Annotated in this window: 15 protein-coding genes; 6 read left to right on the forward strand and 9 right to left on the reverse strand. The window is 33.1% G+C overall.

The genetic code is table 11. The features are described 5' to 3' along the window. Positions 1-9: 9 nt before the first annotated feature. Positions 10-1,473, forward strand: coding sequence for a glutamate synthase subunit beta (locus ACE94K_RS12245; RefSeq protein WP_378172512.1), 1,464 nt, complete (start codon positions 10-12; stop codon positions 1,471-1,473). A 99-nt stretch (positions 1,474-1,572) separates the two neighbouring features. Here the strand turns inward: ACE94K_RS12245 and ACE94K_RS12250 are convergent, their stop codons facing one another. Then, the gene (locus ACE94K_RS12250; protein ID WP_378172514.1) at positions 1,573-2,307 is read right to left on the reverse strand and encodes a LytR/AlgR family response regulator transcription factor; all 735 of its coding nucleotides are present in this window, start codon (positions 2,305-2,307) and stop codon (positions 1,573-1,575) included. A gap of 13 nt (positions 2,308-2,320) precedes the next feature. Continuing rightward, positions 2,321-3,478, reverse strand: a complete 1,158-nt coding sequence (locus tag ACE94K_RS12255; RefSeq protein WP_378172517.1) for a sensor histidine kinase — start codon at positions 3,476-3,478, stop codon at positions 2,321-2,323. A gap of 248 nt (positions 3,479-3,726) precedes the next feature. Here ACE94K_RS12255 and ACE94K_RS12260 point away from each other — a divergent pair, with 248 nt between their 5' ends. The 5 genes from ACE94K_RS12260 to ACE94K_RS12280 all read left to right on the forward strand — a co-directional run bounded on the left by ACE94K_RS12260 (position 3,727) and on the right by ACE94K_RS12280 (position 7,205). Continuing rightward, positions 3,727-4,185 carry a YybH family protein gene (locus ACE94K_RS12260; protein ID WP_378172519.1) on the forward strand — a complete coding sequence of 153 codons (459 nt, stop codon included), beginning with the start codon at positions 3,727-3,729 and terminating at the stop codon, positions 4,183-4,185. Between the two features lie 63 nt (positions 4,186-4,248). Then, positions 4,249-4,668, forward strand: a complete 420-nt coding sequence (locus ACE94K_RS12265) for a hypothetical protein (RefSeq protein WP_378172521.1) — start codon at positions 4,249-4,251, stop codon at positions 4,666-4,668. A 16-nt stretch (positions 4,669-4,684) separates the two neighbouring features. Continuing rightward, the gene (locus ACE94K_RS12270; RefSeq protein ID WP_378172523.1) at positions 4,685-5,770 is read left to right on the forward strand and encodes an alpha/beta hydrolase; all 1,086 of its coding nucleotides are present in this window, start codon (positions 4,685-4,687) and stop codon (positions 5,768-5,770) included. A 19-nt stretch (positions 5,771-5,789) separates the two neighbouring features. Continuing rightward, on the forward strand, positions 5,790-6,266 hold the full coding sequence (locus tag ACE94K_RS12275) for a hypothetical protein (protein WP_378172526.1): 477 nt from the start codon (positions 5,790-5,792) through the stop codon (positions 6,264-6,266). 21 nt (positions 6,267-6,287) lie between these two features. Beyond that, the gene (locus ACE94K_RS12280) at positions 6,288-7,205 is read left to right on the forward strand and encodes a hypothetical protein (protein WP_378172528.1); all 918 of its coding nucleotides are present in this window, start codon (positions 6,288-6,290) and stop codon (positions 7,203-7,205) included. Between the two features lie 183 nt (positions 7,206-7,388). Here the strand turns inward: ACE94K_RS12280 and ACE94K_RS12285 are convergent, their stop codons facing one another. The 7 genes from ACE94K_RS12285 to ACE94K_RS12315 form a co-directional block, all read right to left on the reverse strand. Next, positions 7,389-10,139 (reverse strand): M56 family metallopeptidase, encoded by a 2,751-nt coding sequence (locus ACE94K_RS12285; RefSeq protein ID WP_378172531.1) that lies wholly within the window; start codon positions 10,137-10,139, stop codon positions 7,389-7,391. Continuing rightward, positions 10,139-10,498, reverse strand: coding sequence for a BlaI/MecI/CopY family transcriptional regulator (locus ACE94K_RS12290; RefSeq protein ID WP_378172534.1), 360 nt, complete (start codon positions 10,496-10,498; stop codon positions 10,139-10,141). The genes ACE94K_RS12285 and ACE94K_RS12290 overlap by 1 nt, the downstream gene beginning before the upstream one ends. Positions 10,499-10,747: 249 nt before the next feature. Then, complete coding sequence (locus ACE94K_RS12295) at positions 10,748-11,257, reverse strand: peroxiredoxin-like family protein (RefSeq protein ID WP_378172536.1); 510 nt, start codon at positions 11,255-11,257, stop codon at positions 10,748-10,750. A gap of 109 nt (positions 11,258-11,366) precedes the next feature. Beyond that, a complete protein-coding gene (locus ACE94K_RS12300; protein ID WP_378172539.1) occupies positions 11,367-12,302 on the reverse strand; it encodes a threonine/serine dehydratase in 936 nt (311 codons plus the stop codon). Positions 12,303-12,334: 32 nt separating this feature from the next. After that, the gene (locus ACE94K_RS12305) at positions 12,335-12,976 is read right to left on the reverse strand and encodes a spermidine synthase (RefSeq protein WP_378172541.1); all 642 of its coding nucleotides are present in this window, start codon (positions 12,974-12,976) and stop codon (positions 12,335-12,337) included. A gap of 13 nt (positions 12,977-12,989) precedes the next feature. Beyond that, on the reverse strand, positions 12,990-13,532 hold the full coding sequence (locus tag ACE94K_RS12310; protein WP_378172544.1) for a DUF4287 domain-containing protein: 543 nt from the start codon (positions 13,530-13,532) through the stop codon (positions 12,990-12,992). A 4-nt stretch (positions 13,533-13,536) separates the two neighbouring features. Next, entirely contained in the window at positions 13,537-14,121 is a 585-nt protein-coding gene (locus ACE94K_RS12315; RefSeq protein WP_378172547.1) for an SRPBCC domain-containing protein, read from the reverse strand. Between the last annotated feature and the right edge of the window lie 55 nt (positions 14,122-14,176).

Genomic DNA, 14,176 nt, shown 5'->3' on the forward strand with positions numbered 1-14,176 from the left:
ATTATAGATATGGGTAAAATAACTGGATTTTTAGAATTTGAAAGAGAGATTGAACAATACCAACCTGTTAAAGATCGTATAAAGGGTTATAAAGAGTTTACGGTTCCGATGGAAGAAAGTAAACTTAAGGATCAAGGTGCCAGATGTATGGATTGCGGAATCCCGTTTTGTCATAGTGGATGTCCGTTAGGAAACCTTATTCCTGATTTCAATGATGCTGTGTATCGTGGTAAATGGGAAAAAGCAGCTAGAATATTACATTCGACTAATAATTTTCCTGAGTTCACTGGTAGATTATGTCCTGCGCCCTGCGAAGAAGCTTGTGTTTTAGGGATTAATGAAGATCCTGTAACCATAGAAAATATAGAAAAAAATATAGTTGAGCAAGCATTTGAAAACGGATGGGTAAAAGCAAATCCTCCAAAAGAACGAACAGGTAAAACTGCTGCCGTAATTGGATCCGGACCTGCGGGATTAGCAACTGCACAACAATTAAATCGTGCTGGTCATTTGGTGACTGTTTTTGAGAGGGATGAGAAAGTTGGAGGATTACTGCGTTATGGTATTCCTGATTTTAAAATGGAAAAACATGTGATTGACCGCAGAATTGCTGTTTTAGAAGAAGAAGGTATCGTGTTTAAAACAAATACGCATATCGGAAAAGATATCAAAGCAGATCAACTAAAAAAAGATTTTGATGCAGTCGTATTATGCACAGGAGCAACCGTACGCCGTAGTTTGCCGGTAAAAGGATCTGATCTTAAAGGCGTGGTGCAAGCCATGGATTTCTTGCCTCAAAACAATCGAAGAGTGGATGGTATTAAAGATTTAGGAGAAGAGATTTTAGCAACAGGTAAGGATGTGATCGTTATTGGTGGAGGAGATACAGGATCTGACTGTATTGGTACTTCTGTACGTCATGGTGCAAATTCGGTAACAAATTTTGAGATTATGGGTAAAGGTACTACAGAACGTCCTGCTAATCAGCCCTGGCCGTTTTGGCCAATGCGTTTACGCACCAGTTCTTCTCATCAAGAAGGAGTAGAGCGTAACTGGAGTATCTCTACAAAAGAATTTTTGGGAGATGAAAATGGTAATCTCAAAGGATTAATAACATCTCAGGTAGAATGGGTAAAGGAAAACGGTCGTTTTACCTTAAAAGAAATTCCTAATACAGAAAAAGAATGGAAATGTGAATTGGCATTATTGGCTCTTGGTTTTACCGGATCAGAACCTACCATTGCAGAACAATTAGGAATAAATATGGATGCCAGAACCAATATAAAAGCAACCGAAGATAACTATGCAACGAATGTAAAAGGTGTTTTTGCAGCTGGAGATACCCGTAGAGGGCAATCGTTAATCGTTTGGGCCATTGCAGAAGGCAGACAGGCTGCGTATCATATTGATACTTATTTAATGGGGAGCTCGAATTTACCACTCAAGGGAGAAGGAGATTTACCAAGGGTGTAGTTTAGAAATCTAATATTCAATATTAGTGTTAATAAAGGCTGCTAAAATGGGAATTAGTAGCCTTTTTCAATTCTGCAGACATTTAGTTCGCAATAAGAACTACCTTTTTAATATCCTGTCATTTACTATTTTTTCCATAATGGATGTTCTATAATTTCGACCTAATGGGATATGATAAGAATCTATCTTGATACCTTCTGTTTCAATGGCTTCAATCTTATGAACACAAACAATGAATGATTTGTGAACTTGCAAGAAAATATTCGAGTCTAATTGTTTTGCAACTTCTTTCAGCGGAATTAAAGAAAGATGTTTTTTTCCATCTTTGGTATGAAAAGCTACGTAGTTCTGCATAGATTTGATAAATAGAATGTCATCAAAATATATTTTTCTATAAGTACTCTCGCATTTTAAAAAGATGTGATCTGGTTCTGGATTTTCTTCTTTTAGAGCAGAAACCTTATGATTATTTACTAAAAAATACTGCTCCTTTACTTTGCAAACCGCCTTAAAAAAACGGGTAAAGGTAATAGGTTTTAATAAGTAATCCATCACATCCAAATCAAATCCGTCTAATGCATAGTTCGGAAAAGCAGTGGTGATCACTACCAATGGTTTAGATTTCATAGACTTTAAGAATTCAATTCCATTCATTCTTGGCATTTGTATGTCTAGAAAAAGTAAATCTGCCAAATGTGAATCTTTGATTTTCGTAATCTCCAAAGGATTGCCACAAGATCCTATGGTTTCCAAAAAATCAACTTCGTTCACATAATTAGAAATACACTCTCTGGCCAAAGGTTCATCATCTATTACAATACATTTTAAAACCATAATTTTCTCTTTTTTAAGATTGTAATGAGGTTAGAGGAACCAAAGTATGTTCCGATATAACTTGAGAACTCTTTAATTGAAGATCAAGCCGTATGTTATAGGTGTTTTTTGCTTTATGTATAGATAACGTGTATTGATTTGGATATACTAAATCCAGTCTTCTTTGTACGTTTTTTAGTCCTATTCCATTATTTTTAGAGAGATCACCAGAATTTAATTCATCAGAAACTATACTATTCTCTACTTCTAGCGAGATTTTTTCTTTTTGAAAATGAAGTCCTATAGAGATCCAATTTTTTTGATCGTTACCTTGTGAACAATGTTTAAAAGCATTTTCTACAAACGGCATCAATATAAAGGGAGCTATGGACACATTGCCATAAGTTTGATCTTCAATACTGGTGGTAACCCTAACGGTTGTATCAAGTCTTAACTTGCCTAAATCAATGAAATTCTGAAGGTAATTAATTTCTTTTTCCAAAGGTATTTTAGCCTCATTGCATTCATACAATTGATAACGCAAAAGATCCGAAAAATTAGCAAGTGATTCTGAAGCCATATCCGGATTCTTATGAATCAACACAAAAATCGAATTGATCGTATTAAACAAAAAGTGAGGATTGAATTGAGACTTTAAAAATTTGAGTTCAGTTGCTATCTTTTCTTTTTCCAGTAACTGTTGTCGTTGTTGTGATTTAATCCAGTTTTTAGCTAATTTGATACTCATAGCTAATGTCATACTCGCTAATGTAGATGACAAAGGACTTGATTTCATCAATTTTATAAAAGTTTGATCCCCGAACAATTCTGTAACGGTGGAGTTAGCAAAAGAAGCAGTGACAAAATATCCAGAAGTAATAATTAGTACAGTAATCAAGATAGTTAGTGCAAAGAAAAAGAGATAAGTAAGATATTTTCTTTTTTCTAAAAACGTCGGAATCAGATAATATAAATTGAAATAGACTGCTGCTGCTTGGAAAATAAAATAGAAAAGAAACTTTGTAGTATATACCGAAAAAAATATGTTATAGGCGGCTTCTTTCGCGCTACCCATACCAATCGCCCACCACATATAATGATAGACAAACCAAAATAATAGGTGATGAACCTTATAACGATATAAAGATGTAAGTATTTTAGAATTCTTAATAGTACCCAATGTAAACTGCATAAAACATAACATTTAAGATGTAGTAAAATAAGAAAATAGTTTTGAAACATAGGTAGGGGCTCTGATTTATTGACAAACGTATCAATATAGTTGACGAATGGATTCAGATAAGAGTTTGTCCAGTTACGCGGTAAAGAAATCTTCAATTTTTGTTGATGATCAATAGTTTTTAAGACTTCATCAATTGAATGCATTAGTGATTTTATTTTCAGAATATTTTAGCAAGAGCAACTAAAAGTTTTTTGATTATGACACGATCTAAAATCCATCTTCTCTTACCAATTGTAATATTGATGAGTATTGAGTTGATAATGGCTCAAAACAAATCAATAGTTAAGGAGAATCTGAATGTATTCCTGAATAAGTTCACGAATGATTACATCAAGGGAATGTTAGAAGTTAATCCCAAAATATTCACACAATATTACGCTGATGACATTCGTTTGATGCCCGCTTTTCAACAAACATTGTTGGGCAAAGAAAACGCATTGATCTATCATAAAGCATTTTTTGATCGATTTGAAATTTTAGACTACAAAAGAGAAAATATAGAAATACTGGATCTGGGCACTCAACTTTCAGTAATAGGAACTTTTGAGATGGATATTCAATTAAAATCCACCAAAAAAACTGAAAAACTAAAAGGGAAATATCTCAATATCTGGAAAAAAGAAAAGAACCGAGTTTCTTTAATCTCAGAGATATAGAATTATGATCATCACACTGATTTAACCGAACAGTTAAAATTTGATCAGATTCCTGGTATCGTTTTGGCATATCAAGGTCATCTTCCTGTTAACAGTAATATACGCTTTGAACTAGCAGCACTAAATCAATTTATGGAAGAGTTTATATCGCAAGGAGATCATATATTATGGTCGCAATTATATACATATGATGCCATAGCCCTGTTTAGTTATGAACCAATGTATCAAGATAAAAAGTTATTAGATTCTTTTATAAAAGATCATGTGGCTGAACTCCCGATTTTTGAGGAGTTGGATATTCGAAATAATCACATAGATGATTTAGGAACTTACATTGTCAATTATGCAAGTCACATTGCGAACTGGCGAAATAATGAGTACTCCGGTATTAGTACAGGAAAAGGTATTAAAATATGGAGGCGTGAACCTAATGGATCGCTCAAAATCGTTCGGCAAATAGCAACCTATGATTATAATTATTAACCCGACGTGCAAACCAATGAAGTATTCTATAAAATGTAAAGCCTTTTCATTCAGAATAGTATTTGTAAATATCTTAGTATTCCTTTTTTCAATAAATACATTCGCTCAGCATCAGATGAAGGGAGAAGTAATGGATGATACTATTTTTTCTAAAGTGTTAACAGCAAATAAAATAGGGTTAAATACAAAACGAAATATAAAAATTTATCTTCCGCCAGGTTATTCTCAATCAAAAAAAAAGTATCCTGTAGTTTATTATCTACATAGCCTTTTTGAAAACCCGAATCATATTGTTTCTGATCATAAAACTCCGGAAATTATAGATAAAAGTATTGAGAGCAATCAATCTAAAGAGTTCATTTTTGTAGTTGCAGACTTCACCTCAACCAATGTAGGGAGTCTTTATGAAAATTCAAATACAAGTGGACGATGGTTGGATTTCATTACTATGGAATTGCTTCCGTATATAGACCAAAACTATAAAACAATATCAAATAAAAATAGTAGAGCAGTCATAGGGCATTTTATGGGAGGAAGAGGGGCATTACAACTTGGTATGGCATACCCTGACCTTTTTAGCGTGGTGTACGCCCTACATCCCGTGGCTACAGGATCAGGTTATCTACCAAGAGTTTCGTTAGCTATTGATTGGGATAAGGTACACGCTGCAGAGTCCTATGCGGAAATAAATGAAAACGTGATGACTCAAATTTTCACTAGTGTTTGTCAGGCGTTCCTTCCGAACCCTGAAAGACCTCCTTTATATTGTGATTTTCTGTTTGAAAAAGATGAAAACGGTAAGTTAGTTCTACACCCAAAAAATGTGAGAAAAGAGCGGAAAGGATTTCATTTAGATGAAAGTTTAGATGAATATGGCGATAATTTAAGAAGTCTAAAAGCCATTGCGTTTGATTGGGCACGATTTGATCAAACACAAGCACACGTGATTTCTAATCGTAGGTTTAGTAAAAAATTAATGGATTTAGGTGTGGAACATATAGGAGAGGAGTTTGTGGGTGATCCCTGGAATAAATATTGGGGCGATGATGGACGCATCGCTACAAGAGTCATACCACTCTTAAATAAACATCTTAAATTCTAATAATCAAAAAACAACAACAATGAATAGAGTTTTTATTATAATATTCTTGATGTCTATATTGGTGTGTATACAATGTAAAGAACATAAGGAAGTCGAAAGTTTTTCTGCGAAACAGGATCAAGAATCAGTGCAAATGATTTTAGAGGCTCTAGATGATCATTCTATTTCTACAGAGGATAAAATGCAGGTGTGGGTTGATGATTTAGTTCATATGGCTCCAAATCACCCTGTAATTACTACCAAAACTTCTTTAATAGAACATATCAACAACGAAAAACAATATGGTTTTGCTGATATGAAGCATGAAATAATACAAATGCATTCTTTTGAAAAAAATGTAATCATGCATGGTAAGGTAAAAGGAACATTTTATCCGGCCCATAAGAATACATCTAATACTTTTGAAACCAAAAACCTATTCGTTTTTAGAAGAATGAAAGACAACACTTTAAAGATTTGGAAAGTCATTTTTAATATGACTTCTTATGTAGAGTGAAGAATTTAAAAAGATAGAAGAATGAAGAAATATAAGTTTTTAGCGATTGTTTTAGTAGCATTAGTATCCTGCAAAAACATAAAAAGGAACAAGGATAACGAATTGACAAAGTCAGAAGTTTTACAAGATCTACTGCTCTCATATAATCAGAAGATAATTCACGCTGCCAAGATCAAATCGTTTGAAGTAATACGGGATTTATATGATGGTGAGTCTTTTTTAATGGCAGACTACAATTCAATAATAGTAAATCAAAACAATATTAAAATATACTATGATACCATATTTGCAAGGCAGAATATTAAAGAATATCATAGGCAAACAATAGACATTTTAGAATTTAAAAACCGAATCATTGAGATAGGGTTATTTACCAAGGTTTTTGAAAATTCTGAAAAAGTAAACGGTAAATACCTTAATGTCTGGAAAAAAGATGCAGAAGGGAAATTAAAACTACGTGCAGAATCATTAGGATATTTACAACCTATCGAAGACCCCACGATATTGATAGTCCCTAAAGCTGCTACTGCTACTAATGCTATGTCTAACATGATTACAATACCAAGAGAATTAGAAGCTTATATCGCTTTGGGTAAAAATAATGTAATAGCTCGGATTCCTGAGAAAACTGCGGATGCCTATACAGAGGATGCAATGTATTTACCGTTTGCTGATACTATTAAAACAGGAAAATCAGTTTTAGTAGATCACTACAAACTTTATTATCATAATCCGGCAAAAATAGATTCTCTTGAGTTGATGACGTATGCATACGATAAAGTAGAAAACGGCTACATCAAATATGGTGGATTTTATGTAGAATGGACAGTTCCGGGATTTACTGGTAGTACTGCAGGAAACGGAATTTCATACTGGCGTAGAGAAAAAGATAATTCACTCAGAATACATAGGCAAATCGGTTTACATACATATAAATAACGCGAGTTTGATGTGATGTTTTTGATGTAAAAATCCCCTCGTCTCCGCCCATCGCAATAGCGCTGTCGCCCAAGTAGAAGGAACCACAGGTTTTGGTAAAAAAAACTGCTAATCATATTTGATTAGCAGCCTTTTCAATGATTGATGAATGTAATTAGTTGTTGGCTAGTTTTAAATAAACACTTAAAAATGAATTTTTATTCTGGTTGCTTGCTCAAGCGATATATTAGGATCCTGATCTTTCAATGATTTTACAAATTCAGGAGTAACGTTATGAATTTTAAGACTCATAGCCTGATCCGTAGTAATATTATTATATCCTAAATCTTCAAAAGGTTTTATAAAATCTGGATTGACATTATGAATTTTAAATGATATAATATCGTCAAACGCAATATCACCAAACCGTGTTTTCTTGAACTCCTTTATGTATTCGGGTGAAACATTATGGATTTTTAGAGACATTAAGTCATCAATAGTAAGATTGTTATATCCAATTTTTACATACTCTGCAGCAGCATCCGGAGATACATTATGAATTTTTAAGGACATAGCTTCTTCTAGAGAAATATTCTCGTATCCGGCTTTTTTGAACGTCTCTATAAATTCTGGACTCACATTATGAATTTTTAACCCTACAACTTTATCTAGTGGGATGTTTTTATATCCGGCATTGTGATATCTTTTGATGAAATCGGGTGTTACATTATGGATTTTAAGCGAAATGATATCATCTACAGAGGCATTTTGATAGCCAAGTGCTTTAAACTGTTTTATAAAATCACCGGGTGTTTGTTGCACATCTTGAGATGCTTTACCCAAACTATTGGTAGAACTGGATTGTTCATAGCTTTTGCCAGTTTTTACCTGAGCAGTGGTAATGTTATGAATTTTTAGTTTTACGGCTTCATTTAAAGAAATGTTTGCTTGTCCAGCTTCTTTATAAGACTTGATGAGATCAGCAGTAATGTTATGAATTTTTAATTTTTTAGCTTCTTTCAGAGTAATGTTTGGGTATCCGGCTTTTTTAAAACTGGTAATATAATCCGGAGTCACATTATGAATTTTCAATTCCTTTGCTTCTTTTAATGTAATATCTTTATATCCGGCATCTTTGTAAGCCTGAATATACTGTGGGGTCACATTATGGATCTTTAAATTTTGTGCTTCTTTTGCTGAGATATTTGTATATCCTTCTTTCTTGAATTCTGCGATAAAATCAGGAGAAACGTTATGAATTTTTAGTTTCATATAATCGTTTAGCGACATCTTTTTATAACCATTGTCATCATAAGACTTAATAAATTCTGGCGAGAGATTATGAATTTTCGCTTTTGTAATTTCCTTTAATGTTGCCTTTTGACCATTTAACTTATTGATAAACTTTATATAAGGAATGTCTACATCAAATAAATTAAGTTTACTAACTTCCTTCATAGTGTAGTTAGAGTATCCAAGTGCTGAGAGTTCTTTTCGGTACATCTTTAATTTTTCAAGAGAAAGTCCTTTATGGATAATATCTTCAAAATCATCCTGGCTTAACGAAAGGTTTTCTTTCTTTAAATATGCTAAATAGTTGTTGTCAAAATCTGTAAGAAAACAATGAACTAGTTCTTCATTATCAGCCGTGAATCCTTGTTTAGATAATGCGCTACTGAAACTAGCGTTTGGAGTAAAAGTGTATCTCCCATCTCCGATGCCATTTTCAAATTCACCCACAAATATCATTGTTCCGGCGTCTCGGTTAATTTCTAGTTTTTGTTTATCACCAGTAGGGAAATCTGCAAAGAATGAAGGATCATAGCATCTTGTAATAGACCAGAAATTTCTCTTTAGAGGTTCTGCGCTTCTGTACATTACACATAGCTTTCCTCCGCCAACTTCGGCGTCCCAAACACCTTTAGTAAAATCATTTTTAAATTTTGACTCTTTAAAGTGGTCATCCGTTGGAGTTTTTAATTCATTAAAATACGATTCATCAACTTCAGCGATTGAAGAATTGATACTAACCGGATTAAATGATAATGCGGTTATGGCCAGTAACGGAATAATGATTAGGTATTTCCATCCTGATTTTGCTGTTGATTTTTTAGAATTCATCATAATTATTCGTTTTTTGAGAAATGATTGATTGTAACTTGTTGCCAAACCTGTAGGCATATCTGGAGTAGAGACTTTTAATAAATTCATTTGGTATACTTCTTTATCTTCTCCTTTCATAAGCATACCATTGTCAGTTAGATATTCCAGATTATTGTCGATAGCTTTTCTATATAGCCAGGCAAAGGGATTAAACCATTGTACGGTTACTAATAATTCTACCAACAACATATCTAAGCTATGTTTACCGGTAATATGCATTTGTTCATGTTTCAAGATCTGTAAATAAGTATCCGGTTGATATTGATTAGGATTTATAAAGATCCTATTCCAGAAAGAGTAGGGAGCGTGGTTTGTATCGGTTTCAACTATTTTATAGGTATCTACCTCGATGCTGGGATACCGGATCATTCTATATATTAATACAGATAATTGGATTAAAAAATTTACGCCAAAGGCCATTACGCCCAAAATATAGATATAAAGAATAATCGATCTCCAGTCTAAAGAAATAATCGAGGGAGCGACTGTATTTGTAAGTTTATCAGAAGTTGAAAGAGCTAAATTTTCGGATTGATTATATTGAATTTTATTTTTTGTTATTGGATTTTTAGCCGGATCATTAGTGCGATTTGCAATTTCTGATTTTTGAAAAATTGTAGTTCTGAAAGAGATATTTTCCGGTATTGAGATAAATGGTAATAAAAAGGAAATAAAGATCAAGCTCAATAATATCCATCTATTTAAGTGATAAAAAGTTTCTTTAGCAAGGAATAATCTATAAATAATATAAGATAAACCTATTAGCGACGCACTGTAGAAGATATAAGCCATTACTTATTGTTTTTAATGAGTTTGATGATTTCTTCCAATTCTTCCGTATTTATTTTTTCTTCCTTAGCAAAGAACTTTACCAATGCCATAGGAGAATTATCGAAATAATTATGAACTACTTCACCCAGAACATCTTTCTGATACTCATGCTTAGAAATCAAAGGATAATACTGAAAACTGTTGCCGTAAGCTTTATGACTAATAAAACCTTTTTCTTCTAAAATTTTTACAATCGTTGCTGTGGTATTATAATGAGGCTTAGGATCGGGTAATTCCTCTATAATTTCTTTTATAAAAGCTTTTTCCAGCTTCCATAAACTCTGCATGATCTGTTCTTCTCTTTTTGCTAACTTTTGCATGATCTTGAAAATTTGATAAAACAAACTTACTACTAATAAATTAGTTTTACAACTAATCAATTAGTATTTAAACTAATTTTTTAGTAGCTGTGTGTAAAAGATGAATGTTCTCAGTACGTACGAAATGATGTTAAAAAATTATTAAAATAAAATATTCTTGATTTTTGAGGACAAGAAAATAGTAAAAAAGAAAAAGCATGCTATTGCATGCTTTTGTAAGAATATTTTAATAGATCTATCTAACGTTATCTAGGCTTCTCCTCTGGCTGGATAATCGTTCTTTAAGATATAATCAATGGCATTTATGATATCATCTAATTGCGGTCTGGCAAATGGCATTGTTTGTACCGAAGAAAAATATAGTGTTTGATCTGGTTTAATTAGAAAGAGCCCAGGCTCAGAAAAATGATCAGGTTCTTTATCATCTTTAGCAGTTGAAATGTACAATCCCCAATCTCTTGCTGTATCAATTGTCATTTCATATCCAATAGGTAACGATGGTATCCTCCATTTGTCAGCAGTTTTTTTTGCTCTTTCTTCGGTATCACAGCTAATGGCAATTATATTGACTCCACGCTCTACAAAATCATCTAATTTGTTTGTCAGTTCTTCGAGTTGTTTTTTACAAATTGGGCAATGTAGTCCACGATAGAAAACTAGTAGTATAAAATTATCGGGATTTTGTTCCGATAATTTCCATGTAGTATCGTTAATCAATTGTAACTTAAGTTCTGGAACTTTTTTTCTTGGTAATAACATATCTAACTTTTTGTATAAAGTTACTATGTGCTGATGTCAAAAAGTAACGTAAACAATACAGATGTTTACTCTTTTCATTTTATCCGATGTATAAAATCATATATTATTGTTAAAAAGGTAAATTGTCTAGATCAACGTTACCTCCGGAAAGAATGATACCGATTTTTTTATCTTGAAATCTTTCTTTTTCTCTAAGCAAAGCAGCAAAAGGAACTGCGCAAGATGGTTCTATGATAATTTTCATACGTTCCCAAATCAATCGCATTGATACTATAATTTCTCTTTCATGGACTCTAATGATTTCCGAAACATATTTCTGAATAATAGGAAAAGTAAGATCACCTAATGGCATTTTGAGTCCATCAGCAGCTGTATTGGTAGTATTATTTATTTCTAACTTTCCACTTTGTAAAGCGCGATAGGCATCATCAACCTCAAAAGGTTCGCCTCCAATAACTTTACAGTTGTTTCCAAAATAATGGGCTGCCAACGCTGTACCTGAAATCAGTCCTCCACCACCAACCGGAGAAAATATATATGCTAAATCCTGATGATCTTCCAATAGTTCTAAAGCAGCTGTTCCTTGTCCTAGAATTACATTATGGTCGTTATAAGGATGCAAGAAAGTTGCACCTTTTTCTTTCTGTATTTTGTTTGCTGTTTCTTCACGATGTTTATGCGTAGGTGGGCATTCTATGATTTGCCCCCCATAATCTTTTACCGCATTTTTTTTTACCTGCGGCGCATTGGATGGCATCACGATATAAGCCTTGACTCCTAAATTTTGTGCAGCAAGAGAGAGCGCTTGTGCAAAATTACCGGAAGAATGGGTTACGACTCCTTTAGATTTTTGTTCTTCGGATAATTTTAGAATAGCATGGGTTGCTCCACGCATCTTAAAAGCGCCCATTCGTTGAAAGTTTTCGCACTTAAAATAAAGGTCCGCTCCAGAAAGTTCGTTAAGAAGTCTGGATGTTAATATGGGAGTTCTGTGAATAAAAGAAGCTATGGTCTTAGCAGTATCCGTAAGGTGTTTTGCGTTCATTATTGCAGAGGTAATTATCACTAACGAAGATACTATTTTTTCCTAGCTATAAGAAGCGTATTGGTTCCGTGTACATTATGATGTAGTTGAAATTCTATGACTTCAGAATAATTTGAAATTATTGATTGAACATCAGCATCATCATCCAGTTGAATTCCTGCATTAAAAAGCACATTTCCTTTTGACTTTATTACATTTAGTAATTGATTCCAAAAAGTAATTGAATAAAAAGGTTGAGGTACTTTTAGGTCAATGAATAGATCTATAATAACTAGGTCAAAGGAGTTATTAGTATTAGTTACGAAATGAAGAGCATCATCAGGAACAATACTTAGGTTTTTATTTTCTGAGACATTAAATTCATCTTTTGCTAATTCAATAATAACAGGATCAATTTCTACAGCCGTAATATGACCATGATGATTATACCGATTTCTCAATGTTTCAATAACACTGCCACCACCCATACCTAACAAAAGAATACTTGCTTTACTATCAAAATAAATTTTGGATAATCCATAATCCAAGATCCGCTGCAATGAACCATAAGAATAATTGGCGGTTTCACTATCCAATACCTTTTTACCGTTCATCCACGTTATCTCTAGTGTACCATTGATTTTAGATTGAACTTTTTTGGTAAGTGGCCAGATGTAACTAACTATTTTTTTCAATGTTTTTTAGTTTCTATTCTGCCATTTCATAAGCTTCCTTTAACCACGCTATCAGTTCTGTATCTATTTCTTCAATAGATTGCAATTGTACCCTGTGCGTGCACATTGTACCAAATGGACCAGAGTTTTGTAGTCTTTCTGTAGTGGGTTTGCCTTTTAGTTTTAAACCAAGATCGATTCTGGTTTTAGTAGCAGGTTTGATAAGGGCGAATTGGTTTTTTCTTATAATACTTACACTTCCTTTTTTGGGCGTTTGAATGACATCAGCACCAAATGATGTTACTGCAGTAAGTAGTTTTTCGTAAATAGGGATCAAGTTTTCTTTCCCTTTGTACTGACTAGTTACCAAATCGTCAGGCGTATCATTAGAATCTTTGGATAGCGAGACTATAGTATTAGCAAAACCGTGGGTTACACCATGTTCTGTTTTTAGGAATTTAACAGCTTCACCATGTTTGGTAAATGAATTTTCTTTTAAAATTTCTTTCCATTCTTCTAACGACTTTCCTGTTTTCTCAGGCATATTACTAATCATCGTTTGTAAAGCTTGATCCATAGTATTAGAATTTTATTGATTCTCCTTTTTCAAGATATGTAATTAATTGTTGATATGACATTTCGTTTCCGGAAATAAAGAATTTCATCAATGATCGATATTTTGGATTGTTTTTATATCCAATTCCATAGGATATCATCTTTGTTTTTTTACTAGCTAAAGGCTCAAAGCAGATAATGTTATAGAGATCTTTTTCATCTTTTTTCATAAACTCAGGAAAGTTGGTCGTAAGTTCAGCTTGCAGCGTGATTAATTTTTTTGGAACATAATTAACCACTTTAAGTTTGATGGTAGTACTATCCCCAATTTTACCGTTTTTGTTATAATTGGTTTTTATTTCTCCATTAATTTTAAAATCAACATCAGCAATAGGCGCAACCCAGCTTTCCCAACCCTTCTTGGTAGTATAGGCATTCCAAACAGAATCTAGCGGTACGTTTACTATAAATTCTTGTATGAGAACTAATTCTTTTTTATTTGTAGAATCAACTGTTGAAATAACTCTTTTTTCTATAGGTTCGGTTTGATCTTGTGCATAAAGAAATAAGCCAGAAAATAATAGGAGGAAAGTGCACGTGATTTTTTTCATAGAATGCTAAATTTAATGCGAAGTACTGAAAAGAAAAATGCTTTCCATAGTAAAA

This window comes from Aquimarina besae (assembly GCF_042434905.1).
GTDB lineage: Bacteria > Bacteroidota > Bacteroidia > Flavobacteriales > Flavobacteriaceae > Aquimarina.

Bases quoted from the DNA above. Each gene is read 5' to 3' on its own strand.
- ACE94K_RS12315 (WP_378172547.1), bottom strand. From the start codon at position 14,121: ATGAAAAAAATCACGTGCACTTTCCTCCTATTATTTTCTGGCTTATTT.
- ACE94K_RS12285 (WP_378172531.1), bottom strand. From the start codon at position 10,139: ATGGCTTATATCTTCTACAGTGCGTCGCTAATAGGTTTATCTTATATT.
- ACE94K_RS12255 (WP_378172517.1), bottom strand. From the start codon at position 3,478: ATGCAGTTTACATTGGGTACTATTAAGAATTCTAAAATACTTACATCT.
- ACE94K_RS12260 (WP_378172519.1), top strand. From the start codon at position 3,727: ATGACACGATCTAAAATCCATCTTCTCTTACCAATTGTAATATTGATG.
- ACE94K_RS12270 (WP_378172523.1), top strand. From the start codon at position 4,685: ATGAAGTATTCTATAAAATGTAAAGCCTTTTCATTCAGAATAGTATTT.
- ACE94K_RS12280 (WP_378172528.1), top strand. From the start codon at position 6,288: ATGAAGAAATATAAGTTTTTAGCGATTGTTTTAGTAGCATTAGTATCC.
- ACE94K_RS12295 (WP_378172536.1), bottom strand. From the start codon at position 11,257: ATGTTATTACCAAGAAAAAAAGTTCCAGAACTTAAGTTACAATTGATT.
- ACE94K_RS12250 (WP_378172514.1), bottom strand. From the start codon at position 2,307: ATGGTTTTAAAATGTATTGTAATAGATGATGAACCTTTGGCCAGAGAG.
- ACE94K_RS12310 (WP_378172544.1), bottom strand. From the start codon at position 13,532: ATGGATCAAGCTTTACAAACGATGATTAGTAATATGCCTGAGAAAACA.
- ACE94K_RS12245 (WP_378172512.1), top strand. From the start codon at position 10: ATGGGTAAAATAACTGGATTTTTAGAATTTGAAAGAGAGATTGAACAA.
- ACE94K_RS12275 (WP_378172526.1), top strand. From the start codon at position 5,790: ATGAATAGAGTTTTTATTATAATATTCTTGATGTCTATATTGGTGTGT.
- ACE94K_RS12290 (WP_378172534.1), bottom strand. From the start codon at position 10,498: ATGCAAAAGTTAGCAAAAAGAGAAGAACAGATCATGCAGAGTTTATGG.
- ACE94K_RS12300 (WP_378172539.1), bottom strand. From the start codon at position 12,302: ATGAACGCAAAACACCTTACGGATACTGCTAAGACCATAGCTTCTTTT.